Origin of the sequence: Aeromicrobium tamlense (assembly GCF_013408555.1) — a bacterium.
Classification (GTDB): Bacteria; Actinomycetota; Actinomycetes; order Propionibacteriales; family Nocardioidaceae; genus Aeromicrobium; species Aeromicrobium tamlense.
The window spans coordinates 867813-893036 of record NZ_JACBZN010000001.1 but is presented as its reverse complement, the minus strand read 5'-3'; the positions used below and the strand labels follow the sequence as shown (position 1 = coordinate 893036).

The window sequence follows — 25224 nt, the reverse complement described above, 5'->3', positions numbered from 1 at the left end:
GGCTAGCCCGCGCGTCCGACGTGCTCGCGGGCGGCCGTGTGATCATGGCCCGGTGGGCATCCGAGGCACGATCGTGGCGCTGCTCGCCTGCGTCGTGCTGGCGGGGTGTGCGGGCTCGACCGAGGGGTCGGCGGTCACGCCTGCGTTCACGCTGCCCGTGGGCCCGACCACGTGGGACACGACCGCGCCGGCCTGGCTGCTCGACGGCACGCTGCACGTGGGCGACGTGACCGTGGAGCTCGGCGACGACGTGGACCAGTTCGTCCTGGGCGCGACGGGCGTCTACTGGAATCGCGGCGGGACCCTGCTGTTCACCAGCGCCGAGGGCGACATCCGCGAGGTCGCCGACGTCGGGTGGGACAACCTCGCCGTCTCGGCGGACCGCTCCGTGCTCGCCACGGTCGACCAGTCGCGCGGCCCGACCGACCGCTACGGCACCCACGTCATCCAGGTCGCCGCGTTCGACACCCGCACCGGCGAGCAGCTCTACCGCACGCCGGACGAGAAGCCTGACCGCGAGGCCGACCTCGCCGACCTGTACGGCGAGATCATGCCGCTGCTGCACGGCGTCAGCACCGAGCACGTCTTCTTCGACGGTGCCACGATCGACCTCGAGGACGGCTCGCGCGAGGCCGCGACCCTCGATGCCGACGGCCTCGAGGTCTACCCGCACCTGGCCGACACGCTGTTCCCCGCGGGCTACCGCGTCAGCATCAGCGGCGAGGGTCGTCACCGCGAGCTGTCGGACTCCTCGCTGTACGGACCGGGGCTCCTGTCACCCGATCGCAGCACGATCTTCGACACCTCGGCGTGGCCGACCCAGGCCGTCGTCTACGACGCCGCCAGCGGCGACCAGCGCGGGATCGACGCACCGTGGGAGCACTTCACGCTGGCCGGCTGGAGCGACGCGGACACGTTCTTCGGCGTGGCCGAGGAGATCGACGAGGCCCACGTCGACAACATCGTCCGTGCTCGGCAGGTCGTCACGTGCGAGCTGCGCTCCCTGCGGTGCGAGCCCGTGAGCCCCGTGGTCCCCACGCCCGAGGAGGGCGACCCGGCGACTCTGCTGGTCGAGGGCACCGCGGCGCTCTGAGCCTCAGCGCGAGGTGGAGCGCAGCCACCCCAGCACGGCACGCACCCGCCGGTGGTCGCTCTCGTCGGCGTACAGGCCGAGCTTCGCGAAGATGCGCTGCGTGTGCTTCTCGACCGCGCCCTCGGTGACGTGCAGGGCCTGCGCGATCGCCTGGTTGGAGCGGCCCTCGGCCATCAGCGCGAGGACCTCGCGCTCGCGCGGAGTCAGCGCCGCGACCGGGTCGGCCCGGCGTCCCATCCACTGCTGGACCACCTGCGGATCGAGCACGGTGCCACCGGCGACGACCTGGTCGAGGGCGCCGAGGAAGTCGTCGACGTCGCTCACGCGGTCCTTCAGCAGGTACCCGACCCCGCCCTCGCCTCCGGCCAGCAGATCGTCGGCGTACGAGACCTCGACGTACTGGCTCAGCACCACGATCCGCGCCTGCGGCCACCGGCCCCGCACCTCGACCGCAGCCCGCAGTCCCTCATCGGTGTGGCTCGGCGGCATCCGCACGTCGACGACGCCGATGTCGGGACGGTGCTCGGTCATGGCTGCCACGAATCCGGGCCCGTCGGCGACCTGCGCCACGACCTCGTGACCCGCTTCGGTCAGCAGCAGCCGCAGGCCCTCGCGGAGCAGGACCGAGTCGTCGGCGATCACGATGCGCATCGCACCAGCATCGTGCATCGGCCCGGTCGCGGTCCCGCCGCCGGTGGTCACCCGGCCGGGATGCGCGCAGTGACGAGCGTCGGACCGCCCACCGGCGAGTCGACCTCGAGCGTGCCGCCGACCGCCGCGACTCGCTGGGCGAGGCCCGCGAGGCCCTGTCCCTTGCCCGGGTGGGCCCCGCCGACGCCCGCGTCGCGCACCTGCACCAGCAGGTCCGAGCCGTTGGGCACGACGCGCACGTCGGCCGTGTCCGCGCCGGAGTGCTTGGCCACGTTGGTGAGCGCCTCCGAGACGGTGAAGTAGACGGCAGTCTCCACGTGCGGCGACAGGCCCGCGGGCAGGTCGTGGACGAGGGTCACCGGGACGGCGCTGCGGACGACCAGCTCGTCGAGCGCGACCCCGAGGCCCCGATCCACCAGCAGCGGCGGGGCGATGCCGCGCGACAGCGCGCGCAGCTCGTCGAGCGTCTCGCGTGCCTGCTCCAGGGCCGACTCGATCGTGGCGGAGGCCTGCTCGGGGTCCGCACCGACCTGACGGCGCGCCCGACCGAGGTCCATCGTCAGGCGGACGAGGCGCTGCTGCGGCCCGTCGTGGATGTCGCGCTCGAGGCGGCGCAGCGCCACGGCCTCGGCCTCCTGCGCGGCGTCGCGCGCCCCCTCGGCGCGCTCGACCCGGGCCGACATCGAGCTCCGGCCGTTGAGCACGACGTCGGCGAGCGATGCGTGCAGCCACGCGGCTCCGCGGACGACCCACGGCAGGGTCACGAGCGCCGCCAGGCCGATCGCGAGGTTCAGCAGGCTGTCCGCCAGCCGCCCGTCGCCGAGGCCGATGAGCGACGCCAGCGTCTCGTTGCCCTCGCTCTGCGGAAGCCAAATCTGCCAGAACCAGTAGGTCAGCCCGGTCAGCACGCCCGCCCACCAGACCACGGTCACGATGAACGCGGCGAGGCCCGTGACGAACGCGAGCGGACCCCACAGCGTGTCGAGCCACATCTGCGGGTCGCGCAGCGGCGCGATCAGACGGGCGACGCGGCCCTCGCGCCCGGTGCCGACGCGGTACGTCGTCGGCCGCGGCTCGCGGCCCTGCATCGCGACGAGCCGCACGCGCTCGAGGCGCGCCAGCCACGACGAGACGACCAGCGTCGCGGCGAGGACCAGGACGCCGACCCACACGATCAGGGTCGCGACGCCGGTGGCGACGCCCACGACCGTGATCACGAAGCCCAGGAGGCCGAGCGGGAAGGCGGTGAGGGCGTACAGGGTGTCCCACCCGACGCGGGCGGCCAGCGGTGACGGGTCGCGCCGTGCGGTGGTGGGGATGCTCATGGTGGTCATGTCTCGATCGTCGTCGTGTCGCGGCCGGGACACGATCCTGCCACCCCGACACCTGGTGTCGGGCCAGCCCGACCCTTCGACCCGCCGGCGGACGCGACGGCCACGAGCGGCCGACGGGGTCGCCGCGAACAGTCGACGGACGGTCGGGTCAGCCGATCGCGGCGAGGAAGTCCCGGAGGAAGACCTCGTAGAACGCGTCGGGATCGAGCCGCGGTGTCGGCACCTTGTTCGACGGCAGCGGCGACATGAAGTCGAAGTGGCCGACGCCGTCGTAGGAGTGCAGGTCGAGGCCGGCCGGCGCCGGGCGGAGCAGCTCGGCCGACTCCGGTGGGGTCACGGTGTCCTCCGAGCCGACGAACGCGGTGACGGGGGCGGTCACGGCGTCGAGCGCGTCAGGGCCCGCGAACCAGCCGGTCGCCGGCGCCAGCACCACCACGCGCGAGACGCGCGGCTCGGTCGGGACCTCGAACGGCTCCCCGGCCCGCGTGCGGGGACGGGCTCCCGCGAGGCACAGGGCGGCGCACCCACCCAGCGAGTGTCCCGCCGCCACCACGGGCAGGTCGTCGCGGTCGAGCCCGGCGAGAGGCGCGACCAGCGCCTCCACCCTCCGGCGCACCACGTCGTCGGAGAACGTCTCGGTGAGCTCGTGCTCCGGGGCATGGACGAGGAAGCCGGCGTCCGCCGCCGCGTCGAGCAGCCGGCGGTAGCGCGTGGGGTCGCCCCCGGCTCCCGGCGCGAAGAGCAGGATGCCGCGGGGGTCCTCGGGGGTCAGGGAGATCGCGCTCATGCTGGCACCCTACGCACGGTGTGCCCGTGCGGCGAGGCGTTCGCTTGACCTCAACGGCGGTTGAGGTTGTCCGGTGGGGTCATGCACGCGATCCGCCACCACGAGTTCGGGCCCGCCGACGTCCTGCGCCTCGAGCGCCTCCCCGACCTGGCCCCTGCCCCGGGGCAGCTCCGCATGGCGGTCGAGGCCGCCGGGGTGCACCTGCTGGACACGTCGATCCGGGCGGGTGACTCCTTCGGCGCGGGCCCGCGGCCCGAGCTGCCGCTCGTCCCGGGCCGTGAGGTCGCCGGCGTGGTCGACGAGGTCGGCGCCGGTGTGGACGCCGGCTGGCTCGGCCGGCGCGTCGTCGCCCACCTCGGGTTCGGCGGGGGCGGCTACGCCGACCAGGCCGTCGTGGCCGCCGACCGGGCGCATGCGATCCCCGACGGCATGGACGCACCGACCGCCGTCGCGACGATCGGCACCGGTCGCACCGCCACCGCGATCCTCGAGCTCGCCGGGCTGCGACCCGACGACGTCGTCGTCGTCACGTCCGCTGCCGGAGGCCTCGGCCCGTTGCTGCTCCAGGGTGCGCGGAGCGCGGGCGCGCGCACCGTCGGCGTGGCCGGCGGTCAGGAGAAGACGGCGCTCGTCGAGCGGCTCGGCGCGGACCTCGCCCTCGACCGCCTCTCCCCCGGCTGGGAGTCGCGGATCGCCGAGGCCGGGACGCCGACCGTGGTGCTCGACGGGGTCGCCGGGCCCGTGGGACGCGTCCTGTTCGGTGGGCTGGCCCCGGGCGGGCGGCTCGTGCGGTTCGGCTGGTCGTCGGGCGAGCAGAACGCCTACGCCGATCCCGAGCGCCGGGTGATCGACGTGCTGGGGCCGCCGATCCTCGACCGCCTGCCCGAGCTCGAGCGAAGGGCACTGGCCGCGGCGGCGGACGGGACCCGGGTGCCCCTCGTGGGCACGGTCCTGCCGCTGGCCGAGGCGGCCGAGGCCCACCGGGCGCTCGAGACCCGGGCCACGGTCGGCAAGGTCGTGCTGACGCCCCGCGGGAACGGCTGAGCCAGGACGAGGTGCCGCCGTCGGCGGCTCGTGTCACGGTGAGGTGATGCACGCAGCGACCCGATGGCTCCTCGACCGGTGGATGATGCATCCCCGGATCGCCCTCGCACTGCGTGCGGCCGTCGCCGCCGGGCTGGCGTGGATCCTCGTGCGCTTCGTCCCGGGGTCGCAGGACTATCCGTACTACGCGCCGTTCGGCGCGATCATCGCCACGACATCCACGCTGGCAGGCTCGGTGCGCGAGTCCCTGCAGGCGGTCGGGGCGATCGTCGTCGGCGGCGTGATCGCCTGGCTCGTCGACACGGCCACCGGGGACTACGTCGCGGCCGTCACGCTGGCGCTCGTCGTCGCGATCTCCGTGAGCGTCGCGGGCTGGCGACCCCTCGGCGCCATGGGCGGCTGGGCGCCCACGGCGGCGGTGTTCACGCTGATCATCGGTCACGGCGAGGCCAACTTCATCGCCGCGTACGGCGGGCTGACACTCGTCGGCGCGATGGTCGGCATCGCCGTGAACATGGTCGCGCCGCCGCTGCCGCTCGCCCCCGCGCGACTCGCCGTCGGACGCACCCGAACGGTGCTGGCGGCCCAGCTGCGCGAGCTGGGCGACCTCATGGTCCAGCACGAGCTGCCGACGCTCGACGAGTGGCACCGTGAGCACTCCGAGCTCCGGCGGGCCCGGACCGCGATGCGCGACGCCGTCACCCTGGTCCACGAGTCCCTCACGGCGAACGCGCGCGCCCGCCGGCACCGTGACGCGCTGGACGTGCTGACCCAGGAGGCGGACTCGCTCGACCGCGTGTCCCTCCTGGTCTCCGACGTCAGCGACCTCGTGCTGCTGCCCCACGGCGTCCCCGGGGACCCCGAGGGTCGTGCCGCACTCTCCGACGACGCTCGCGAGCCCATCGCCCGCGCGATGCACCGGGTGGCCGACGCCCTCGACGCCTACCAGTACGGCGGGGACACGCAGTCCACGCTCACGGCCGCCGACGCCGAGCTCGAGCAGCTGCTGCGGAACCAGCCCGGCGAGACCCACGAGCAGCTGCTCGTCCACAGCGTCGTGCTCGCCCTGCGCAGGGCGCTCGACACGTTCGGCTGACACGCCCTCCCTGAATTGCTCCGGGCACCCCTGCACTTGTACTTTGGGGCTCTAGCGCGGTGCTTCAAACCCAGGCACTGATCCTCCTCCCCCAGAGGAGGTCTGTCTTGCAGACCGATTTTCAGTTCTCGTGCGATCCACCGCTGGCGCAGGTGCGCATCTTCGGCGAGCTCGACCCGTCGACGACCGCACACCTCGCCGACGTGCTCGAGTGCCTGGCGACGCGCGGGTGCACCCGCGTGGAGGTGGACGTGGAGGAGGTGACGTACGTGGACGAGTCGAACCTGCGGGTGCTGCGGGACGAGCAGCTGAGGCTGCGTGCTCGTGGCGGAGATCTCGAGGTGGTCGGCGACTCCGACTACCACCGGGTGGTCGCGCGCCGTGCCGGCTGCGCCGACCTGTTCCCGTCGTCCCTCGCCGAGGACGCAGAGCCGTGGGAGGGCGTCGGCTCATGAGCGAGGACCTGCCGCTCGCCGAACGGCTCGCCGAGGCCGCACGCAACCTCCAGACCGCGCCGAGCGCGAGCGCCACGATGGAGACCGCCGTGCAGCTGGCGGTCACGAACATCCGCCACTGCGACTCCGCCAGCGTCACGCTCGTGCGACGGCGCGGGGCGCTCGAGACGCCCTCGTCCAGCGACGGCGTCGCGCTGGCCTGCGACCGGCTCCAGTACGACCTCGGCGACGGCCCGTGCCTGCAGGCCGTGTGGGACGAGGCCGTCGTGCACTCGCCCGACCTCACCGACGACGCCCGCTGGGGCATCTGGGGACCGCGGGTCGCCGAGGAGCAGGGGGTGCTGAGCGTCCTGTGCCTGCGCCTGTTCACCGAGAAGGACGACATCGGCGCCCTCAACCTCTACTCGCAGCGCCGTGACGGCTTCAGCGAGGACGACCGCGACGAGGGCACCGCGCTCGCCGCCCACATCGCCGTCGCGCTCGCCGCCGCCCAGGCGCAGGAGAACCTCACCCGCGCGCTGGACGCACGCACGCTCGTCGGACAGGCCGTCGGCATCGTCATGGAGCGCTACGGCGTCAACTCGGCGGCCGCGTTCCAGGTGCTCGTGCGGATCAGCTCGCACAGCAACCTCAAGCTGCGCGACATCGCGCAGGAGCTCGTCGACACGGGCAACCTCCACGGCAGCGACCGCGCCGCGAAGACCCGTCCCGAGCTCGAGTCCGAGCAGCAGTAGTCGCTCACGCGGCGAGTCGGCACGTCGCAGGTCGACGGCGAGGTCCTGCAGCCGGTGGCGTCGTCGCCGCGGTCGCGCAGGCGCAGCAGCGCCGAGGGGTGTGTGGTGAGCACCACCGCGTAGGGCGCGTCGACCTCGAGCACGTGCCCGCGCTCCTCACGGATCCGCACGGTCCGACCCAGCACCGAACGGCCCGCCGTGGCGCCGAGGCAAACGACGACGCGCGGCCTCACCACCTCCAGCTCGCCCTCGCGCCACGGGTGGCAGGCGTCGATGTGGCTCGCGGCGGGCTTCTGATGGATCCGAACTCCGGGCGAACGAACGGGCGGGCGGTGCGCTCACGCGTCACCGCCCGCCCGTTCGGGGTGCCTCAGGCCGTCACCAGTTGTAGTTCGTGCCGTACTCGATGTTGTGATACATCCCGATGTGCGTGTAGAAGTTCATCGCACCGAACAGCAGGAACACCACGCCGCCGATCACGAAGGCCCACACGACCCAGCGCAGCAGCTGCGGGCGGTCGGTCAGCAGCGCGAACGCGAACAGCAGCGCGCCCACCGCGACGATGCCCCACAGGCCGCCGAGGAACAGCGCCTCGAGGATCGGCAGGTGGCCGAAGCGGCCGCTGATGGGCTCCTCCGGGGGCGCGGCACCCAGCTGGAACCGCACGAACGCGATGGCCAGGACGGCCATGCCCAGGCCGAGGGCGCCGACGAAGATGCTCGCGGGCTTCACGGCGGACAGCACCGCGGCCCGGACGAGCTCCTGCTCGCCGGCGAAGAGCTCGCGGTTGCGCCACAGGTAGATCGCGGCGAACAGCAGCAGCGCGCCGAAGGCGGCGGCCGGCTGGCCGAAGGCGATGTTGGCGTACTCGAAGCCCTCCCCGCCGAACGGCCAGGTCACGGTGGTGTGCACGCCCAGGACGAACAGCAGCAGACCGGTCAGTCCGAAGAACGCGGCCCATCCCTCGCTGTCGACGCGCTTGCCTCGCAGCAGGTGGTGCAGGAACATCGCGACGCCGAGGAGACCCGCGCCCGACGTGACGGCCACGATCTCGTTGTAGACGACCATGTCGCCCACTTCCTCTCTTCCTTGATGGTGGGAGCGCCCTCAGGGCGTTTAGTTGAGGGTTCAACTACCACCCTACGCCTCTCCCCCAACCCGGACCCGAGCCAGGGGCCGGCGACGGATCGCCGGCCCCTCCTCGTGTCTCAGCCCTGCTCGAGAGGACGCGCCGGGTCTGCGGTCCAGGCGTTGAGCGAGCCGTCGTAGATCGCGACGTCGTCGCGGCCGAGGCCCTTCAGCGCGAACGCGACGGCCGTCGCCGCGATCCCGCCGCCGCAGTACGTCACGGGCGCCACCTCGGGATCGAGCGCGCCGACCGACTCGAAGAGCGGGCGCAGCTCGTCGAGATTGCGCAGGCGTCCCTGCTCGTCCACGAGCTCGCCGAACGGCACGTTGACACTGCCCGGGATGCGACCGCCGGCGAAGGACTCGCGGTCGAGGGAGTTGATGAGCAGGACCGAGCCGTCCTGCGTCGCGGCCTCCACGTCGGCGGTGCTCGCGATGCGCTCGCTGCTGCGCGAGGGCGTGAACCGCGCCGGCTCGTAGGTCGTGTCGCCCGTCTCCACGGGCAGGCCCGCGTCCTGCCAGGCCTTCAGTCCGCCGTCGAGCACGACGACGTCGGGGTGCCCCTCGAGCTCGAGCTGCCACCACAGCCGCGTGGCCCAGATGCCGTTGACGTGGTCGTAGACCACGACCGTGTGCCCGTTGCCGATGCCGAGGTCGCCGATCACCCGCGCGAACTGGTCGGAGGGCGCGGCCTCGAACGCCGCCTCCCCGTCGTGGACGGTGAGGTCGGCCAGCTGGTCGGCGAACGTGGCCCCGGGGACGTGGGCCTCGCGGTAGGTCGCGCGACCCGACTCGGTGTGCGCGCCCTCGGCGTCGAAGGTGAGGTGGACGGTGGCGTCGACGACGCGGATCGAGGGATCGTCCAGGCGATCGCGGAGCCACTGGACGTCGACGAGGCGGGGGTGGGAGGTCATGCCCTCGAGCCTAGGTCGGGAGAGGTGGTCGCTCCCTCGCGTCTCATCTGGCGTGCGGGCGGCGGGGTGCATGTCCCGCCGTCGCACGGGTACTCCCTTCGAGGAGCGAGCGGAGGACCTCATGGGCATCACCCAGGTGCGCGACGGGATCGTGCGGATCGAGCAGGCGGGGACCAACTGCTACCTCGTCACCAGCGCCGGCGCGCCCTACTTCGTCGACGCCGGACTCTCCCGCACCCGCGAGCTCGCCGAGCAGGCCCTGCGCGAGAGTGGTCACGACTGGGTCGACGTCACCGACGTCCTGCTGACGCACGCGCACTTCGACCACCTCGGCTTCGCGGCCCACGCGTCCCGGGCCGGCGCCCGCATCTGGGCCCATCCCGGCGACCACCGGATCGCCCGTCGCCCCTACCGCTACCAGCCCGGGCGGCCGCGCCTGCTCTACCCGCTGCGCCACCCGGCCTCGGTCCCCGTCCTCGCGCGCATGGTCGCTGCCGGCGCCCTGAAGGTCGAGGGCGTCGCGCAGATCGAGAACCTCCACCCCGGGGCGGACGGTCTTCCCGCCGGCGTCGAGGTGGTCGCGACGCCCGGCCACACCGACGGCCACTGCGTGCTGCTGCTGCCCGACTCCGACGTCGTCTTCACCGGCGACGCGCTCGTCACGCTGGACCCGTACACGGGTCGCACCGGCCCGCGCATCGTGGCGCGCGCCGGCACGAAGGACGCGCGCGGTGCCCTGCGGTCGCTCGACGCGATCGCGGCCACGGGTGCCGGCACGGTGCTGCCGGGCCACGGCGAGCCGTTCCGGCGCGGCGCCGCGGCCGCCGCCGAGTCCGCGGCAGGCGCCGGAGTCGCCTAGTCGCGGTCGCGGTGACTGAACATCTCCTGCACCTGACGACGCATCACCTTGCCGATCTGCGAGCGCGGCAGGTCCTCCACGAACTCGACCCGGCGCGGCAGCGCGTAGCGCGCGAGACGCTGCTCCCCGTGCGCCCGGACCGTCTCGACCGAGGGCGTCGCGGCGCCGGACTCCATCACGAACGCCGCGAGCACCTCGTGGTCGCCGGCACGCGTGCTGACGCCCACGACCGCGACGTCGGTGACGCCGGGAAGCAGTCGCAGGTGGTCCTCCACCGTGGACGGGTACACCTTGAAGCCGCCCACGATGATCATCTCCTTGACCCGGTCGACCAGCGTGACCCAGCCGGTCGCGTCGACCTCGACGACGTCGCCCGTGCGCAGCCAGCCGTCCTCGAGCAGCTGGTGGGCCGTCTCCTCGGGCCGGTTCAGGTAGCCCGTGAAGACCTGCGGACCTCGGACCAGCAGCTCGCCGCGGCGAACGCCGCTCTCGTTCGGCCCGACCTCGCGCGTGTGGTCGTCGACGTCGACGATCCGCATGTCAGTGTTGGGGAACGGGACGCCGAGCGTGCCGGGGCGGCGCGTGGGCGCGCACGGGTTGCCGAGGGCGATCGGCGCGCACTCGGTCATGCCGTAGCCCTCGATCAGCAGTCCCCCGGTGAGCCGCTCCCAGCGCTCCACCGTGGCGGGCGGGATCGGCATCGCGCCGGCGAAACCGAGCCGGCACTCCCGGAAACCCTCGGCGGGAGGCTTGCCCGAGGCCTCGGCGGTCGCGGCGATCCGGTCGAACATCGGCGCGACCCCGGCCATGAACGTGGCGGGCCGGCGGCCGAACGCCTGCACGACGGCCGCGGGATCGAAGTTCGGGAACATCACGAGGGTCGCCCCGATGTGGCCGGGCAGGTTGAGGCAGAACGTCAGCCCGAAGGCGTGGAAGAACGGCAGCACGCCGTAGACGGTCTCCTCGCCCTCCCGGAAGCCCGCCCACGCCTGGCCGTGCACGAGGTTCGCCACGAGGTTGCGGTGCGTCAGCATCGCCGCCTTCGGCGTTCCCGTCGTGCCGCCGGTGTACTGCAGCAGCGCGAGGTCGTCGGCCCGAACCGTGGCCGGCGGCACCTCGCCCTGCGCCCCGGCGACGAGATGGTGCCAGTCGGCGATGTCGGACGGCACGGTGCCGAGCAGCGCCTCGCGCTTCGCCCGAGCGGGCTTGAGCGGCAGGCGCAGGAGCAGGCGCGAGAGCGTCGGCAGGTCGCGACTGACGTCGACGCTCACCACGGTCTCCAGGGGCGTCGTGGCCCGCGCCGGGAGGACCCGCTCGACGGCCTTGTGCCACACCAGCGCGTGGGTCGCGCCGCAGTCGCCGAGCAGGTGCTCGAGCTCGGCCTGCGTGTACGTCGGGTTGAGGTCCACGACGACCGCACCCAGGCGCAGGACCGCGTGGTACGCCACGAGGTGGGACGGGCAGTTCGGCAGCACGAGCGCGACCCGCGATCCCGCGTGCACGCCCAGCCCACTCAGCACCACCATGGCGCGGCGCACGGCCTGCTCGGTCTCGGCGTACGTGGCGGTCGCGCCGAGGAAGTCGGTGGCGATCCGTTCCGGGAAGCGCTGCGCCGATCGCGCGAGTCCTGCCGTCACCGGCTCGTCGGGGATCTCGATCTCCGCCGGGACGCCGGGTCCGTAGTGGACGGCCCACGGGCGCTGGTCGTGCTGCTCCATCATCTCGCCTTCGGCTTCCGGCCGGACGCCCCAGCGGCCTCCGGCGAACCCTTCGAGTCTAGGGACGTCCACGGTCATCGGCCCGACCGCGTCACCGGACCGAGGGCACCCCGTGCCGAGGACACCACAAGGGCGCCGGTCCCGAGCACCAGCGCCCCTGCGGCCGAGACGTGCCTCCCTCAGGAGGCCCGGCGGAACGCCCGGTCCGAGACCTTCACGACCTGCCCGGCACCCTCGATGCCCAGGAAGCCCGCGATCGACCAGGCGGTGGAGTACAGCGACTTGCCCGAGATCACGAGGCCGGTCGGCATCGTCACCTGCGCGTACGTCCGCTTGCCCCACGGGGACACCTTGACGATCTGCCCGACGGTGGACGGATCGAAGCCGGGTCCGGGCTCACCCTCGGGCATGCCCTCGAGGACCTCGCTCACGTAGATCGTGCCGTCGCGGCGCACCGCCACCCCGGTCGGTGACGTGAAGCCCTTGATGACACGCTTCACCTTGCCCGTCCGGGCGTCGAGCACGTACACGCGACCCTCTCCGGGTGCCTCGCCGGTCAGCGCGGACACGTAGAGCGTGTTGCGCGGACCGTAGGCCAGACCCGTCGGGACCGCGTCGCAGCCCACGGTGCTCGCGTCGTTGTTCGGCCGGCCCTCACAGGCGCCGGTGTTGACGGTCGGCGGGACGAAGAACGTCGAGACCTTGCCCTTCGCGCTCACGCGCAGCACCGCGTTGGCGCCACCGTCGGCCACGAGCACTCCCCCGTGGCGTCCGCGCTCGGCCAGCAGGCTGAAGGGGTTCGACAGCGCGTCCAGGGGCGCACCGTCGGGGCCGAACTGCGTCTGGCCGTCGGGGTTGTACTTCAGCTCGTGCGCCATCAGGTCGGCGAACACGCTCACCTTGCCCTTCCTGGCGACCAGCACCGAGGAGCCGGGGTACGGGCCCGCCGGCGCCGACGGATCGGCCTCGCCGGTCACGATGGCGATGTACTTCCCGACACGGACCGCGCCGCTGGCGGCGTTCGGCCCCAGGCCGCTCACCAGCGTGCGCACCTTGCCCCGGTGGCGCGGATCCACGGAGATGACCCGGCCGGCGCCGGACTCCATGACGAGGAGCCGGTGGCCGACGTCGCGCGAGACTTGGAACGGCCCCTCGAGCCCGTCGGCGACGACGGTGATGGGTCGGTGGGTGGGGCGGTGCTTGCCGTGCGCGGACGCTGACGGTGCGAAGGTGAGGGCGACGGCGGTCGCCGTCGTCGCTGCGGTGAGAACTCTCCATACTGGACGCATCTCGGACTCCTTGAGAGGGGACGGTTTTCCCGAGACGATAATGTGATCTATGTCACACGTATCACGGATGCTGAGCGAGGTGAACCCCTCCCTCGGACCCCAGTCCCGGGGGCGTTCGTCCCTGTAAACCGGTGTTCCCAGAGCCGTCCGCAGAGAATCGACCTAGGCTCGCCGCACGGAGGTGGAACGTGGTCAGGCTTCATGCCGAGGAACGACGCAGGCAGCTGCTGGCTGTCGCGCGCGAGGAGTTCGCGCGGGTCGGACCCGAGGGTGCGCGCATCAGCGACATCGCCAAGCTGGCGGGTGTCAACGTCGCCCTGCTCTACCGCTACTTCGAGTCCAAGGAGCAGCTGTTCGAGGAGGCCGTCGTCGAGCCGATCGACCACCTGCTGCAGGACGTCCTGGCCCAGACCGTCGCCGGGAGCATCAACGGCTCGTCCGACGCGGTCACGATCTTCTACCGCGGCCTGCTGGAGGTCTTCGTCGAGTACCTCGACCTGTTCAACGTCGTCCTGTTCAGTGACCGCGACAGCGGCCAGGAGTTCTACCTGCGCCGCATCGCGCCGTTCATCGACTCGCTCGCCGAGCACGTACGCGGCGCCGCCGGCACCCTCTGGGCCCAGAACGCCGATCCGGCCCTCTCCTCGCCCATGTGCGTCGGGATGTGCTGGGGCATCGCGATGGACGCGCACTTCCGCGGGGTGGAGCTGGACACCGACGAGGTCGCCCGCGTGCTGACGATGATCACGGTCCAGGGGCTCCGGGGCGAGACGCCTCCGCGCTGACCCTCGCCGTCCACCCGACATCGGCTAGCGTCGCCACCATGAGTGAGAGCGAGCGCTGGCTCGACGACGACGAGGCCGAGGCGTGGCTCGCGCTGGTGTCCATCCTCGAGGTGCTCCCGGCGACCCTGGACTCCCAGCTCGGGCGCGACGCCGACTTGACGTTCTTCGAGTTCCTCGTGCTGGTGCAGCTAGCCGAGACCCACGAGGACTCGATGCGGCTGACCGACCTCGCCACCGCCATGAACACCACCCCGGCACGCCTCTCGCGCGTCGTAACCCGACTGGAGCACGACGGACTGCTGCTGCGGACGGCGAGCCCTGACGACGGACGCTCGCGGCACGCTCGCCTGACCCCGTCGGGCTGGGAGCGACTCGAGGCCGCCTCCCCCGGTCACGTGGACCTCGTCCGCGAGGTCTTCGTCAGCCGGCTGACGCGTGAGCAGCTCGGCCAGGTCCGCCGGATCGGCGACCGGCTGCTGGCGGGACTGGACCCCGGTCAGCGCGTGCTCGCGGGCACACGGGGTTCGACCCGTGGCCGCCAAGGACTCTCTCGGTTCCCTGAGCGGCCTCGGGCCGAAGACTGAGATCAGCTGCGATGCACCTTCCAGACCCCGAGCAGGAAGGTCGAGATCGCGGAGGCGATCGCGAGCGCCGTCCAGACGGCGGCCTCCCCCGTGGTCGTCAGCGGTCCTTGCGCCGGCAGCCGGATGAGCTGGACCAGCGACACCACCCACAGGACGGCCATGAGGACCAGGCCGACGTTCATGACCAGCCCACCGAGCGCGGTGGGCCCACCCTCTCGGACCGCATCACCTTCGCGCGCACCTGTGCGGTCGGCCTTCTGGGCGTCACCGCGTCGACTGTGATGCAGGCCGTGTGAGAGGGCCATCCTCGGCGTCCTTCCAGAGAGCGGTAGTTGTATCTACAACTTTCTACTGCGAGTCTATCCCCGGCCGGAGGAACCCACAACCGGAGGAGACTCTCCGCTCCCGAAACCCGCGACGGGTTAGTTTTCGAGTTGTTTGAGGCGGTCGTGGACGTCGGTGGTGTGGTGGGTGTCGGTGCCGGCGGTGCGGTGGAACCAGGTGATGGCGTCTTGGGTGTTGCCGGTGGCGAGGAGGGTGTCGGCGTAGGCGTATCGCAGGCGGGTGACCCAGTCGGAGCGGTTGGTGGTGTGGAGGGGTTCGGTTTCGAGGATGTGGAGGGCGGCGTCGAGGTGTCCGAGGTCGCGGCGGGCGCCGGCGATGACGATGGACAGTTCGGTGTTGCCGGGTTCGTCGAGGTGGGCGCGTGTGGTGGGGTTGTCGTATTCGAGGGCTTTTTCGGGGCGGCCGAGGGCGCGTTCGGCGTCGGCCATCATGGGGGCGTAGATGTGGCGGCCGGTCATGCGGCGGGCGGCGCGGAATTCGGCGAGGGCTTCGGCCCAGTTGCCCAGGGCGTAGGCGGTTTCGCCGGTGGCTTCGCGGACGAGGCCGACGCGCATGGCGCGGGCGCGGGCGGCGAGGGCGTGCTTGTGGGCGGTCTCGGGGTCGGTGTGCAGGAGGGTGCCGGCCATGACGAGGTGGCGGGCGACCTTGTCGGCGAGCTTGTCGGGCAGGCCGGAGAGCTCTTGGCGGGCGTGCTTGTCCAGGTCCTTGGCGGAGACGTCGTCGGGGATGGGGGGTCCGTCGTAGATCTTCTGCTCGGCGGTGCGCTCGGGGGCGCTGGGGCGGCCGCCGGACCGCGGGGCGCCCGAGCGCGAGCCGGGGCCGGAGCGCTGGCCGGGGCCGGAGCGCTGGCCGGGGCCGGAGCGCTGGCCGCCGGGGCCGGAGCGCTGGCCGCCGCCGGAGCGGGAGCCGCTGGTGGGCTTGCCGTCGCGGGAGGTGGGCTTGCCGTCGCGGGAGGTGGGCTTGCCGCTGTTGCGGCTGCTGCTGGTGGGCTTGCCGCGGGTGTTGCCGGGCTTGTTGCTGGGCTTGCCGCCGCGGTTGTTGCCGCCGTTGCGGGGGTTTCGGTCCTGGGCCATGGTGCGGGTTCCTCTCGGGTGCCTGGCCTGGCGCCCGGCTGGGTGGGTGTTCGTGTGCCCCTCCACTGTGGCGGGGTCGGGGCCCGTGCGCCAGCAGGACCACCCGCTCGTTGGGGGTGGTCGGGGGGTGAAATGCAGCAAGGCCGCTCCCTGTTGGGAGCGGCCTCGCGCATCAATGGTTGTCCGGCGACGTCCTACTCTCCCACACCGTCTCCAGTGCAGTACCATCGGCGCTGAAGGGCTTGACTTCCGGGTTCGGAATGTAGCCGGGTATTTCCCCTTCGCCATGGTCGCCGAAACTCTATAGAGATATCAACAAACCTTGGAGAACACTCTCGTGTTCTTCGTGGTTCCCGATCATATCTCGGGAACCTCACAGTGGACGCGTGGCGGTCTTTGTAAGAAACAAGCCCTCGGCCTATTAGTACCGGTCAGCTCCATGCATTGCTGCACTTCTACTTCCGGCCTATCAACCCAGTGGTCTGCTGGGGGCCTTACCTCCTCGAGGGAGTGGGAAACCTCATCTTGAAACATGCTTCCCGCTTAGATGCTTTCAGCGGTTATCACTTCCGAACGTAGCCAACCAGCCGTGCTCTTGGCAGAACAACTGGCACACCAGAGGTTCGTCCACCCCGGTCCTCTCGTACTAGGGGCAGCCTTTCTCAAGTTTCCTACGCGCGCGGCGGATAGGGACCGAACTGTCTCACGACGTTCTAAACCCAGCTCGCGTGCCGCTTTAATGGGCGAACAGCCCAACCCTTGGGACCTGCTACGGCCCCAGGATGCGACGAGCCGACATCGAGGTGCCAAACCATCCCGTCGATATGGACTCTTGGGGAAGATCAGCCTGTTATCCCCGGGGTACCTTTTATCCGTTGAGCGACGCCGCTTCCACATGCCAGCGCCGGATCACTAGTTCCGACTTTCGTCCCTGCTCGAGCTGTCACTCTCACAGTCAAGCTCCCTTGTGCACTTACACTCGAAACCTGATTGCCAACCAGGCTGAGGGAACCTTTGAGCGCCTCCGTTACATTTTAGGAGGCAACCGCCCCAGTTAAACTACCCATCAGGCACTGTCCCTGATCCGGATAACGGACCTAGGTTAGATATCTAGTACGACCAGAGTGGTATTTCAACGATGACTCCACTCGAACTGGCGTCCGAGCTTCACAGTCTCCCACCTATCCTACACAAGTCGAACCAAACACCAATACCAAACTATAGTAAAGGTCCCGGGGTCTTTCCGTCCTGCCGCGCGTAACGAGCATCTTTACTCGTAGTGCAATTTCGCCGAGTTCATGGTTGAGACAGCGCCCAAGTCGTTACTCCATTCGTGCAGGTCGGAACTTACCCGACAAGGAATTTCGCTACCTTAGGATGGTTATAGTTACCACCGCCGTTTACTGGGGCTTAAGTTCTGTGCTTCGCTTGCGCTAACACGTCCCCTTAACCTTCCAGCACCGGGCAGGAGTCAGTCCATATACGGCGTCTTTCGACTTAGCATGGACCTGTGTTTTTAGTAAACAGTCGCTTGGGCCTGGTCTCTGCGGCCTTCAACGCTTCTCGGAGCAAGTCCGATGACGCATCCGGCCCCCCTTCTCCCGAAGTTACGGGGGCATTTTGCCGAGTTCCTTAACCATGATTCTCTCGATCACCTTAGTATTCTCTACTTGACCACCTGAGTCGGTTTGGGGTACGGGCGGCTCTGAATCTCGCTAGATGCTTTTCTCGGCAGCATAGGATCACTCACACTCCACTACGTGGGTGGCATCGGCTCTCAGGCATATGAGTGACGGATTTGCCTATCACTCGCCCTACGACCTTACCCGTGGACTACCATCGCCACGGTTGAGCTACCTTCCTGCGTCACACCATTGCTTGCCTACTACCAGATCGGGTCATGCGCTCTGCCGCACCGTGGTCTCCGAAGAGACGGTAGGTACGGTTTCGGGCACTTAGCATCACTGGATTCAGCATGGGCGATTCAACGCCGGTACGGGAATATCAACCCGTTGTCCATCGACTACGCCTGTCGGCCTCGCCTTAGGTCCCGACTTACCCAGGGAAGATTAGCTTGACCCTGGAACCCTTGGTCATTCGGTGGAAGAGTTTCTCACTCTTCATTCGCTACTCATGCCTGCATTCTCACTCGTGTCGCATCCACGGCTGGGTTACCCCGCCGCTTCGCTCGCGACACGACGCTCCCCTACCGATCCACACGGCTGGACCACGAAGGCCTACCTCATGTGTGAATCCCATAGCTTCGGTGGATTGCTTGAGCCCCGCTAAATTGTCGGCGCGGAATTACTTGACCAGTGAGCTATTACGCACTCTTTCAAGGGTGGCTGCTTCTAAGCCAACCTCCTGGTTGTCTCTGCGACTCCACATCCTTTTCCACTTAGCAATCGCTTTGGGACCTTAGCTGATGGTCTGGGCTGTTTCCCTCTCGACTACGGAGCTTATCCCCCGCAGTCTCACTGCTGCGCTCTCACTTACCGGCATTCGGAGTTTGGTTGAGTTCAGTAAGCTTGTAGGCCCCCTAGCCCATCCAGTGCTCTACCTCCGGCAAGAAACACGCAACGCTGCACCTAAATGCATTTCGGGGAGAACCAGCTATCACGGAGTTTGATTGGCCTTTCACCCCTATCCACAGCTCATCCCCCCAGTTTTTAACCTAGGTGGGTTCGGTCCTCCACGCGGTCTTACCCGCGCTTCAACCTGGCCATGGATAGATCACTCCGCTTCGGGTCTAGATCGTGCAACTCAAGCGCCCTATTCGGACTCGCTTTCGCTACGGCTACGGCACTCGCCTTAACCTTGCTACACAACGCTAACTCGCAGGCTCATTCTTCAAAAGGCACGCTGTCACAGTTCACAAGGAACCGCTCCAACGGATTGTATGCACACGGTTTCAGGTACTATTTCACTCCCCTCCCGGGGTACTTTTCACCTTTCCCTCACGGTACTAGTCCGCTATCGGTCATCGAGGAGTATTTAGGCTTAGCGGGTGGTCCCGCCAGATTCACACCGAATTTCAGGGGTTCGGTGTTACTCGGGATGACGCACAAGAGCCATGAGCTTACGGTTACGGGGATCTCACCCTCTGTGTCGCGACTTTCCAGTCAGCTTCACCTTCACTCATGGTTTATGACTCTTCGACTGTCCGGCAGAACAGTCAGTGCGGTCCCACAACCCCCTGGATGCAACGCCCGCCGGCTATCACACACCCAAGGTTTGGCCTCTTCCGGTTTCGCTCGCCACTACTACCGGAATCACTGTTGTTTTCTCTTCCTGTGGGTACTGAGATGTTTCACTTCCCCACGTTCCCTCCAAACGCCCTATGTGTTCAGGCGCAGGTACTCAGACTTTCCTCTGAGTGGGTTTCCCCATTCGGACATCCCCGGATCACAGCTCGGTTGTCAACTCCCCGGGGCTTTTCGCAGACTCCAACGTCCTTCATCGGCTCTCGATGCCAAGGCATCCACCATGTGCACTTAGTAGCTTGTTGTTACTACAAAGATGCTCGCGTCCACTGTGAAGTTCTCAAAATACGATCGGTCCCGTACCCGGTTCCCCGCCTGCCCCACCCCACAGGGTCGGATGGTTCGAGGAGATGTACGGTCCGAGAGATCCAGCAAGAGATGCTGATCCCTCAGGACCCAACAGTGTGCCTGAGCTGCCACCCACCACCAGGACCGAGGTTCCACGCCCACCCCAAAAGGTGAGCAGTACTGACGGCCCGAGACGGGCAGCAAGTCAAATAATCGACGATCCACTAGTGAGCTGGACCCGCGTCAGACATTCGCTGACGAACGGTGTCCGCCTGGACCAGACAAAGCTGGCCAGATGCTCCTTAGAAAGGAGGTGATCCAGCCGCACCTTCCGGTACGGCTACCTTGTTACGACTTCGTCCCAATCGCCAGCCCCACCTTCGACGGCTCCCTCCACAAGGGTTGGGCCACCGGCTTCGGGTGTTGCCGACTTTCATGACGTGACGGGCGGTGTGTACAAGGCCCGGGAACGTATTCACCGCAGCGTTGCTGATCTGCGATTACTAGCGACTCCGACTTCATGGGGTCGAGTTGCAGACCCCAATCCGAACTGAGACCGGCTTTTTGGGATTCGCTCCACCTCGCGGTTTCGCAGCCCTTTGTACCGGCCATTGTAGCATGCTTGAAGCCCTGGACATAAGGGGCATGAAGACTTGACGTCATCCCCACCTTCCTCCGAGTTGACCCCGGCAGTCTCCTATGAGTCCCCACCATGACGTGCTGGCAACATAGGACGAGGGTTGCGCTCGTTGCGGGACTTAACCCAACATCTCACGACACGAGCTGACGACAGCCATGCACCACCTGTATACCGACCACAAGGGGGCGCCTATCTCTAGGCGTTTCCGGCATATGTCAAACCCAGGTAAGGTTCTTCGCGTTGCATCGAATTAATCAGCATGCTCCGCCGCTTGTGCGGGCCCCCGTCAATTCCTTTGAGTTTTAGCCTTGCGGCCGTACTCCCCAGGCGGGGCGCTTAATGCGTTAGCTGCGGCACGGAGACCGTGGAAGGTCCCCACACCTAGCGCCCAACGTTTACGGCATGGACTACCAGGGTATCTAATCCTGTTCGCTCCCCATGCTTTCGCTCCTCAGCGTCAGGTAATGCCCAGAGAACCGCCTTCGCCACCGGTGTTCCTCCTGATATCTGCGCATTCCACCGCTACACCAGGAATTCCGTTCTCCCCTGCATACCTCTAGTTTGCCCGTATCGTAAGCACGCTCAGGGTTGAGCCCTGAGTTTTCACTCCCGACGCGACAAACCGCCTACGAGCCCTTTACGCCCAATAATTCCGGACAACGCTCGGACCCTACGTATTACCGCGGCTGCTGGCACGTAGTTGGCCGGTCCTTCTTCTGCAGGTACCGTCACTTTCGCTTCGTCCCTGCTGAAAGAGGTTTACAACCCGAAGGCCGTCATCCCTCACGCGGCGTTGCTGGATCAGGCTTTCGCCCATTGTCCAATATTCCCCACTGCTGCCTCCCGTAGGAGTCTGGGCCGTGTCTCAGTCCCAGTGTGGCCGGTCACCCTCTCAGGCCGGCTACCCGTCGTCGCCTTGGTGAGCCGTTACCTCACCAACAAGCTGATAGGCCGCGAGTCCATCCCACTCCGCCGGAGCTTTCCACCACCAGAAGATGCCTTCGATGGTCATATTCGGCATTAGCCAGCGTTTCCACTGGTTATTCCGAAGAATGGGGCAGGTTACTCACGTGTTACTCACCCGTTCGCCGCTCGTGTACCCCCGAAGGGGCCTTACCGCTCGACTTGCATGTGTTAAGCACGCCGCCAGCGTTCGTCCTGAGCCAGGATCAAACTCTCCGTTGAAAAAATCCCACAACCTCCGAAGAGATCACGGTCAACAACTAGACAGTTCAACACTGACAAGATCTGACTGCTGGACAGTCATTAATTGTCGGAATTGTCCCTGCAACCCTGCGCGAAACCAACCGAAGCCGGAATCCTTCAGAGTCGCCGGGGTACTGATAAAAAAATTCGTCGACTTTTGACACACTGTTGAGTTCTCAAGGATCAGACGCACACCCACAACCACACCGTCACCGGCACAACCACAGGGGCTCATCCACATTACATCGCCGTTTTCCACCAGGTCAAACCCAGCTCGGTCACGATGCCAGCGCAACGTTTTCCCGCGGCCAGTTTCCGGCTCCCCACAGGGCTCCTGGCGTTAACCGCTTCGGTCTGCGCTTCCCGTTCCCCCGCCGTGCGGAGCAACAAGAAGAACATTACACACACGTCTCCAACCTTGGCAAACCGCCCCCTACGCGTCCTACGTCACACCTGGAATTGCAGGGAGAAACGACTGCCGTCGGCATCGAGGGCCCGGAAGGCCCCACGATGCCGACGACACGGGTGTCATTTCACCGCGGCGGAGCCCAGGTAGGCCTCCTTGACCTCGTCGTTCTGCGAGACCTCTGCCATGGATCCGGTGGCGACGATCGTCCCCTGGTTGAGGACGACCACGCGGTCGGCGAGCGCGTTGACCGCCTGGAGGACGTGCTCGATCATCACGATCGCCACTCCGGCGTCGCGACAGGCGCGGACCTGCTCGATGACGATGTCGACCTCGGCCGGCGTCAGACCGGCCATGACCTCGTCGAGGAGCAGGATCTTCGGTCGCGCGGCCATCCCTCGGGCGCAGTCGACGATTCGCACCATGGCCGTGGGGATGTCGCCCAGCGCACGGGAGCGGTACTGCCACAGGTCGAAGCGCTTGAGCTCCTCCTCGGCGATCTCGTTCGCCCCGCGGTAGGACGACGCGGTGCGGTAGGCCGACATCGCCACGCACTCGAAGACGTTCAGCTCGGCGACGTTGCCCGACACCTGGAAGGTGCGGGCCACTCCCTCGCCGAAGACCTTCGCCGGAGCCATCCCGGTGATGTCCTTGCCGTCGAGCGTGATCGAGCCGGCGTTCGGCGTCAGGTACCCCGACACCAGGTTGACGAGCGTGGACTTGCCGGCGCCGTTCGGCCCGATGAGCGCCGTGACCTGGCCGCTCTCCGCCTCGAACGAGACGTCCGTCAGGACGCGCAGTCCGCCGAACTTCTTCGCCACTCCCCTGACCTCAAGCATGAGCGACCTCCTTCGAGGCCTCGTCGCGTCGTTCGTCCTCGAGGTCCTCGGGGTCCGGGTCGCGCCCGTCGCCGAAGAGTCGCTCGAGCAGGGCGTTCCACATCGGGACGATCCCGTCGGTGCCGTAGCGCACCAGGACGATCACGATCACCGCGTAGAGGATCTGCGTGAAGCTGGAGACGTTCGAGCTGGACACGTCGAACGAGCGCAGCGCCTCCTCCAGGGCGGCGATCCCGATGCCCGCCACGATCGGGCCGGCCAGGGTGGCCGAGCCGCCGATGATCGCGCCGACCATCATCGCGATGCCGATCTCCATCGAGAAGACCGAGTCGTAGCTGACGAAGTTCGTGTACTGGGCCATGAGCGAGCCGCTCACCGCGGTCAGACCCATGCTGAGTCCCATCGCGCCGGCCTGGTTGCGCACCACGTCGATGCCCATGCTCGCGGCCATCTGCGGGTCCTCACGGATGAAGGCGAGCGACCGGCCGAAGCGGGTCCGCTTCACCATCCACGCGGTCCCGATGACCATCAGCGCGAGCAGGAGCAGGGCCACGAAGTAGAGCGGCACGGGGTTGGTGAACCACTGCAGGTGCAGCAGGCCCTCGTCGGCGGACAGGTTCTGCAGTCCGTCGTTGCCGCCCGTCACCGACCACGAGGCCGCGATGCCCGCGATCGCGAGCGACAGCGCCATGGTGCCGAGCGCGAAGAAGAACGCGTTGACGCCGAAGCGGCTCATGATCAGGCTGACGCCGACGCCGACCGCGGCCGAGACCGCCATGCCCGCGAGGATCGCGAGCCAGACGTTCCACCCGTGGGTCCACGTCAGGATGGCCACCGCGAACGCGCCGATGCCGAAGCCGGCGACGTGCGCGAGCGAGAGCAGGCCGGTCAGGCCCCCGGCGATGTTCCAGGTGAAGTTGCGCATCGCGAAGATCAGGGCGACGAAGCCGACGCTGACCAGCGGCGACTCGACGACGAACGGGTAGAGGACGGCGCAGACGATCGCCACCGTCGCGATGACGGCATTGATCCGCTTGACGGGCGTGTCGAAGCGCGCGAGGAGCTCGGGGACGCTCATGAGGAGGACACCTTCCGACGCATGACGAGTCCTTGCGGCCGCACGAGGATGACCGCCAGGAAGAGGAGATAGATGGCCGACGTCGCCAGCGAGCCGGAGACCAGGATGCTGCCGGCCGCCTCGGCGATGCCGAGCAGGATGCCCGCGGAGAGCACGCCCCACATGGACTCGCTGCCGCCGACCACCACGACGATGAACGCCTTGATCGTCAGCTCGAGCCCGAGATGCGGCGAGACCGGCTGGAACGGGATGAGCAGGGCACCCGCGATCGCGGCGATCGCCGCGCCCAGCGCGAACGTGGCGCGGTAGACGCGCGTGTAGTTGATGCCCACGTGCACCGCGCCCTCGAGTGACTGCGAGCACGCCCGCATGAGGCTGCCGAACCGCGTCTTGTAGACGAGGAAGGACACGCCGAGCGCGAGCAGCAGGCTGATGACGCCGGCCGCGAGCCGGCCGGAGCCGACTGTCACGCCGAGCACCTGGATGGCGTCGAACGGCCACGGGTTGGCGATCTTCTGGTACGGCTCGGGGAACATGATCTGGAAGAAGTACTGCATCGCCAGGCCGAGGCTGATCGTGATGACCAGCTGGGCGTGACCGGGCTTGTGCAGCGTGGACTCGATGAGGACCCGCTCGACCACGTAGCCGAACGCGCCCGCGACGGCCACCACGACGACGGTCGCCGCGAGGAAGCCCGGCAGGGACGTCGGCCCCACCCACAGCAGCCCGTACATGCCGAGCAGCACGAAGAAGCCGTGCGCGAAGTTCACGACGCGCATCACGCTGAAGATCAGGTACAGCCCCAGGCCGATCAGCGCGTAGATCAGTCCCTGGAGGACCCCCGTCATGAGGATCTGGGTCAGTGTCTGCATCAGACGGTTCCTTTCTCGTCGGCCGCGGGGACCACGCCGAGGTAGCCCGACTCCAGCAGCGGCGAGTCGCGGAGATGGTCGCTCGTGTCGGAGGCGATCACCGCGCCCGCGTCGAGCACGTGCGCCCACGACGCCATCGCGAGCGCCTGGTGCACGTTCTGCTCGACGAGCAGGATGGACAGCCCCGTCTGCGAGATCTCGCGGATCGTGGCCATGATCGAGTCGATGACGACCGGCGCGAGTCCGAGCGAGGGCTCGTCGAGGATGAGCAGTCGCGGCTGCAGCGCCAGGCCGCGGGCGATCGCGAGCATGCTGCGCTCACCGCCGCTGAGAGTGCCGGCGAAGTTCGACGACCGCTCCTGCAGGCGCGGGAAGAGGTCGTAGAGCTCGTCACGCGTGAACCGCGCTCCCCTGCCCTTGTCGCCCTTCGAGCCGACGATGTCGAGGTTCTCCTCGACGGTCATCATCGGGAAGAGCCGGCGCTCCTGCGGCACCACGACGAGACCGTCGTTGACGAGGTCCCAGGGCTTGCGGCCACGGACGTCCTCGCCGAACAGCTCGAACCGTCCGGCCTTGGTGGTCAGGATGCCCAGCACGCCTTCGATGAAGGTGGTCTTTCCGGCACCGTTGGAGCCGACCAGTGCGACCAGGGTCCCGCCCGGGATCGTCAGGTCGACGGACCTGACGATCTCCGAGCGTCCCCGCCACACACTGAACTGCTCGACGAGCAATGCGGTGTCCAT

21 protein-coding genes, 3 rRNA genes and 1 pseudogene are annotated in these 25224 nt (G+C 68.3%); 8 read left to right on the top strand and 17 right to left on the bottom strand.

The window, feature by feature from the left end; translation table 11 throughout:
- Positions 1–52 precede the first annotated feature (52 nt).
- On the top strand, positions 53–1093 hold the full coding sequence (locus tag BJ975_RS04505) for a hypothetical protein (RefSeq protein ID WP_179424006.1): 1041 nt from the start codon (positions 53–55) through the stop codon (positions 1091–1093).
- Between the two features lie 3 nt (positions 1094–1096).
- On the opposite strand, the gene BJ975_RS04500 is transcribed toward BJ975_RS04505, so the two are convergent.
- From BJ975_RS04500 to BJ975_RS04490, 3 genes are all read right to left on the bottom strand, one after another.
- A complete protein-coding gene (locus BJ975_RS04500) occupies positions 1097–1744 on the bottom strand; it encodes a response regulator (RefSeq protein WP_179424005.1) in 648 nt (215 codons plus the stop codon).
- 47 nt (positions 1745–1791) lie between these two features.
- Entirely contained in the window at positions 1792–3078 is a 1287-nt protein-coding gene (locus BJ975_RS04495; RefSeq protein ID WP_179424004.1) for a sensor histidine kinase, read from the bottom strand.
- A 148-nt stretch (positions 3079–3226) separates the two neighbouring features.
- Complete coding sequence (locus BJ975_RS04490; RefSeq protein WP_179424003.1) at positions 3227–3865, bottom strand: alpha/beta hydrolase family protein; 639 nt, start codon at positions 3863–3865, stop codon at positions 3227–3229.
- An 81-nt stretch (positions 3866–3946) separates the two neighbouring features.
- On the opposite strand from BJ975_RS04490, the gene BJ975_RS04485 reads away from it, so the two are divergent.
- The 4 genes from BJ975_RS04485 to BJ975_RS16515 all read left to right on the top strand — a co-directional run bounded on the left by BJ975_RS04485 (position 3947) and on the right by BJ975_RS16515 (position 7194).
- On the top strand, positions 3947–4909 hold the full coding sequence (locus tag BJ975_RS04485; RefSeq protein WP_179424002.1) for an alcohol dehydrogenase catalytic domain-containing protein: 963 nt from the start codon (positions 3947–3949) through the stop codon (positions 4907–4909).
- 46 nt (positions 4910–4955) lie between these two features.
- On the top strand, positions 4956–6005 hold the full coding sequence (locus BJ975_RS04480) for an FUSC family protein (RefSeq protein ID WP_179424001.1): 1050 nt from the start codon (positions 4956–4958) through the stop codon (positions 6003–6005).
- A gap of 107 nt (positions 6006–6112) precedes the next feature.
- Entirely contained in the window at positions 6113–6460 is a 348-nt protein-coding gene (locus BJ975_RS04475; RefSeq protein WP_179424000.1) for an STAS domain-containing protein, read from the top strand.
- The gene (locus BJ975_RS16515) at positions 6457–7194 is read left to right on the top strand and encodes an ANTAR domain-containing protein (RefSeq protein WP_218845733.1); all 738 of its coding nucleotides are present in this window, start codon (positions 6457–6459) and stop codon (positions 7192–7194) included. The genes BJ975_RS04475 and BJ975_RS16515 overlap by 4 nt, the downstream gene beginning before the upstream one ends.
- A gap of 83 nt (positions 7195–7277) precedes the next feature.
- On the opposite strand, the pseudogene BJ975_RS17235 reads toward BJ975_RS16515, so the two are convergent.
- The 3 genes and pseudogenes from BJ975_RS17235 to BJ975_RS04460 all read right to left on the bottom strand — a co-directional run.
- A pseudogene (locus tag BJ975_RS17235) lies at positions 7278–7496 on the bottom strand (uracil-DNA glycosylase family protein); the annotation flags it as partial.
- 76 nt (positions 7497–7572) lie between these two features.
- Positions 7573–8262 carry a DUF981 domain-containing protein gene (locus BJ975_RS04465; RefSeq protein WP_179423999.1) on the bottom strand — a complete coding sequence of 230 codons (690 nt, stop codon included), beginning with the start codon at positions 8260–8262 and terminating at the stop codon, positions 7573–7575.
- A gap of 140 nt (positions 8263–8402) precedes the next feature.
- Positions 8403–9236 carry a sulfurtransferase gene (locus BJ975_RS04460; RefSeq protein WP_179423998.1) on the bottom strand — a complete coding sequence of 278 codons (834 nt, stop codon included), beginning with the start codon at positions 9234–9236 and terminating at the stop codon, positions 8403–8405.
- A 70-nt stretch (positions 9237–9306) separates the two neighbouring features.
- Here BJ975_RS04460 and BJ975_RS04455 point away from each other — a divergent pair, with 70 nt between their 5' ends.
- Entirely contained in the window at positions 9307–10095 is a 789-nt protein-coding gene (locus BJ975_RS04455) for an MBL fold metallo-hydrolase (protein WP_218845732.1), read from the top strand.
- Here the strand turns inward: BJ975_RS04455 and BJ975_RS04450 are convergent.
- Both BJ975_RS04450 and BJ975_RS04445 read right to left on the bottom strand, forming a co-directional pair.
- Entirely contained in the window at positions 10092–11891 is a 1800-nt protein-coding gene (locus BJ975_RS04450) for an AMP-binding protein (protein ID WP_223303366.1), read from the bottom strand. The genes BJ975_RS04455 and BJ975_RS04450 overlap by 4 nt on opposite strands.
- A gap of 101 nt (positions 11892–11992) precedes the next feature.
- The gene (locus BJ975_RS04445; RefSeq protein ID WP_179423997.1) at positions 11993–13102 is read right to left on the bottom strand and encodes a ScyD/ScyE family protein; all 1110 of its coding nucleotides are present in this window, start codon (positions 13100–13102) and stop codon (positions 11993–11995) included.
- Between the two features lie 188 nt (positions 13103–13290).
- Here BJ975_RS04445 and BJ975_RS04440 point away from each other — a divergent pair, with 188 nt between their 5' ends.
- Both BJ975_RS04440 and BJ975_RS04435 read left to right on the top strand, forming a co-directional pair.
- Positions 13291–13887 (top strand): TetR/AcrR family transcriptional regulator, encoded by a 597-nt coding sequence (locus tag BJ975_RS04440; RefSeq protein WP_179423996.1) that lies wholly within the window; start codon positions 13291–13293, stop codon positions 13885–13887.
- Between the two features lie 38 nt (positions 13888–13925).
- Complete coding sequence (locus BJ975_RS04435) at positions 13926–14471, top strand: MarR family winged helix-turn-helix transcriptional regulator (protein ID WP_179423995.1); 546 nt, start codon at positions 13926–13928, stop codon at positions 14469–14471.
- A 2-nt stretch (positions 14472–14473) separates the two neighbouring features.
- Here BJ975_RS04435 and BJ975_RS04430 read toward each other — a convergent pair whose 3' ends face one another.
- The 9 genes from BJ975_RS04430 to BJ975_RS04390 all read right to left on the bottom strand — a co-directional run bounded on the left by BJ975_RS04430 (position 14474) and on the right by BJ975_RS04390 (position 25224).
- Entirely contained in the window at positions 14474–14653 is a 180-nt protein-coding gene (locus tag BJ975_RS04430; RefSeq protein ID WP_179423994.1) for a hypothetical protein, read from the bottom strand.
- A 240-nt stretch (positions 14654–14893) separates the two neighbouring features.
- Positions 14894–15889, bottom strand: a complete 996-nt coding sequence (locus tag BJ975_RS04425; protein ID WP_179423993.1) for a tetratricopeptide repeat protein — start codon at positions 15887–15889, stop codon at positions 14894–14896.
- A 181-nt stretch (positions 15890–16070) separates the two neighbouring features.
- Positions 16071–16187: ribosomal RNA gene (gene rrf, locus BJ975_RS04420) — 5S ribosomal RNA — on the bottom strand.
- 103 nt (positions 16188–16290) lie between these two features.
- A 23S ribosomal RNA gene (locus BJ975_RS04415) occupies positions 16291–19397 on the bottom strand.
- A 349-nt stretch (positions 19398–19746) separates the two neighbouring features.
- A 16S ribosomal RNA gene (locus tag BJ975_RS04410) occupies positions 19747–21265 on the bottom strand.
- Together the 16S, 23S and 5S rRNA genes form the textbook arrangement of a ribosomal RNA operon.
- Positions 21266–21814: 549 nt before the next feature.
- Positions 21815–22531 (bottom strand): ABC transporter ATP-binding protein, encoded by a 717-nt coding sequence (locus tag BJ975_RS04405; protein ID WP_179428005.1) that lies wholly within the window; start codon positions 22529–22531, stop codon positions 21815–21817.
- On the bottom strand, positions 22524–23609 hold the full coding sequence (locus BJ975_RS04400; RefSeq protein WP_179423992.1) for a branched-chain amino acid ABC transporter permease: 1086 nt from the start codon (positions 23607–23609) through the stop codon (positions 22524–22526). Before BJ975_RS04400 ends, BJ975_RS04405 begins: the two co-directional genes overlap by 8 nt.
- Positions 23606–24481 (bottom strand): branched-chain amino acid ABC transporter permease, encoded by an 876-nt coding sequence (locus BJ975_RS04395; RefSeq protein ID WP_179423991.1) that lies wholly within the window; start codon positions 24479–24481, stop codon positions 23606–23608. The genes BJ975_RS04400 and BJ975_RS04395 overlap by 4 nt, the downstream gene beginning before the upstream one ends.
- Entirely contained in the window at positions 24481–25224 is a 744-nt protein-coding gene (locus BJ975_RS04390; RefSeq protein ID WP_179423989.1) for an ABC transporter ATP-binding protein, read from the bottom strand. The genes BJ975_RS04395 and BJ975_RS04390 overlap by 1 nt, the downstream gene beginning before the upstream one ends.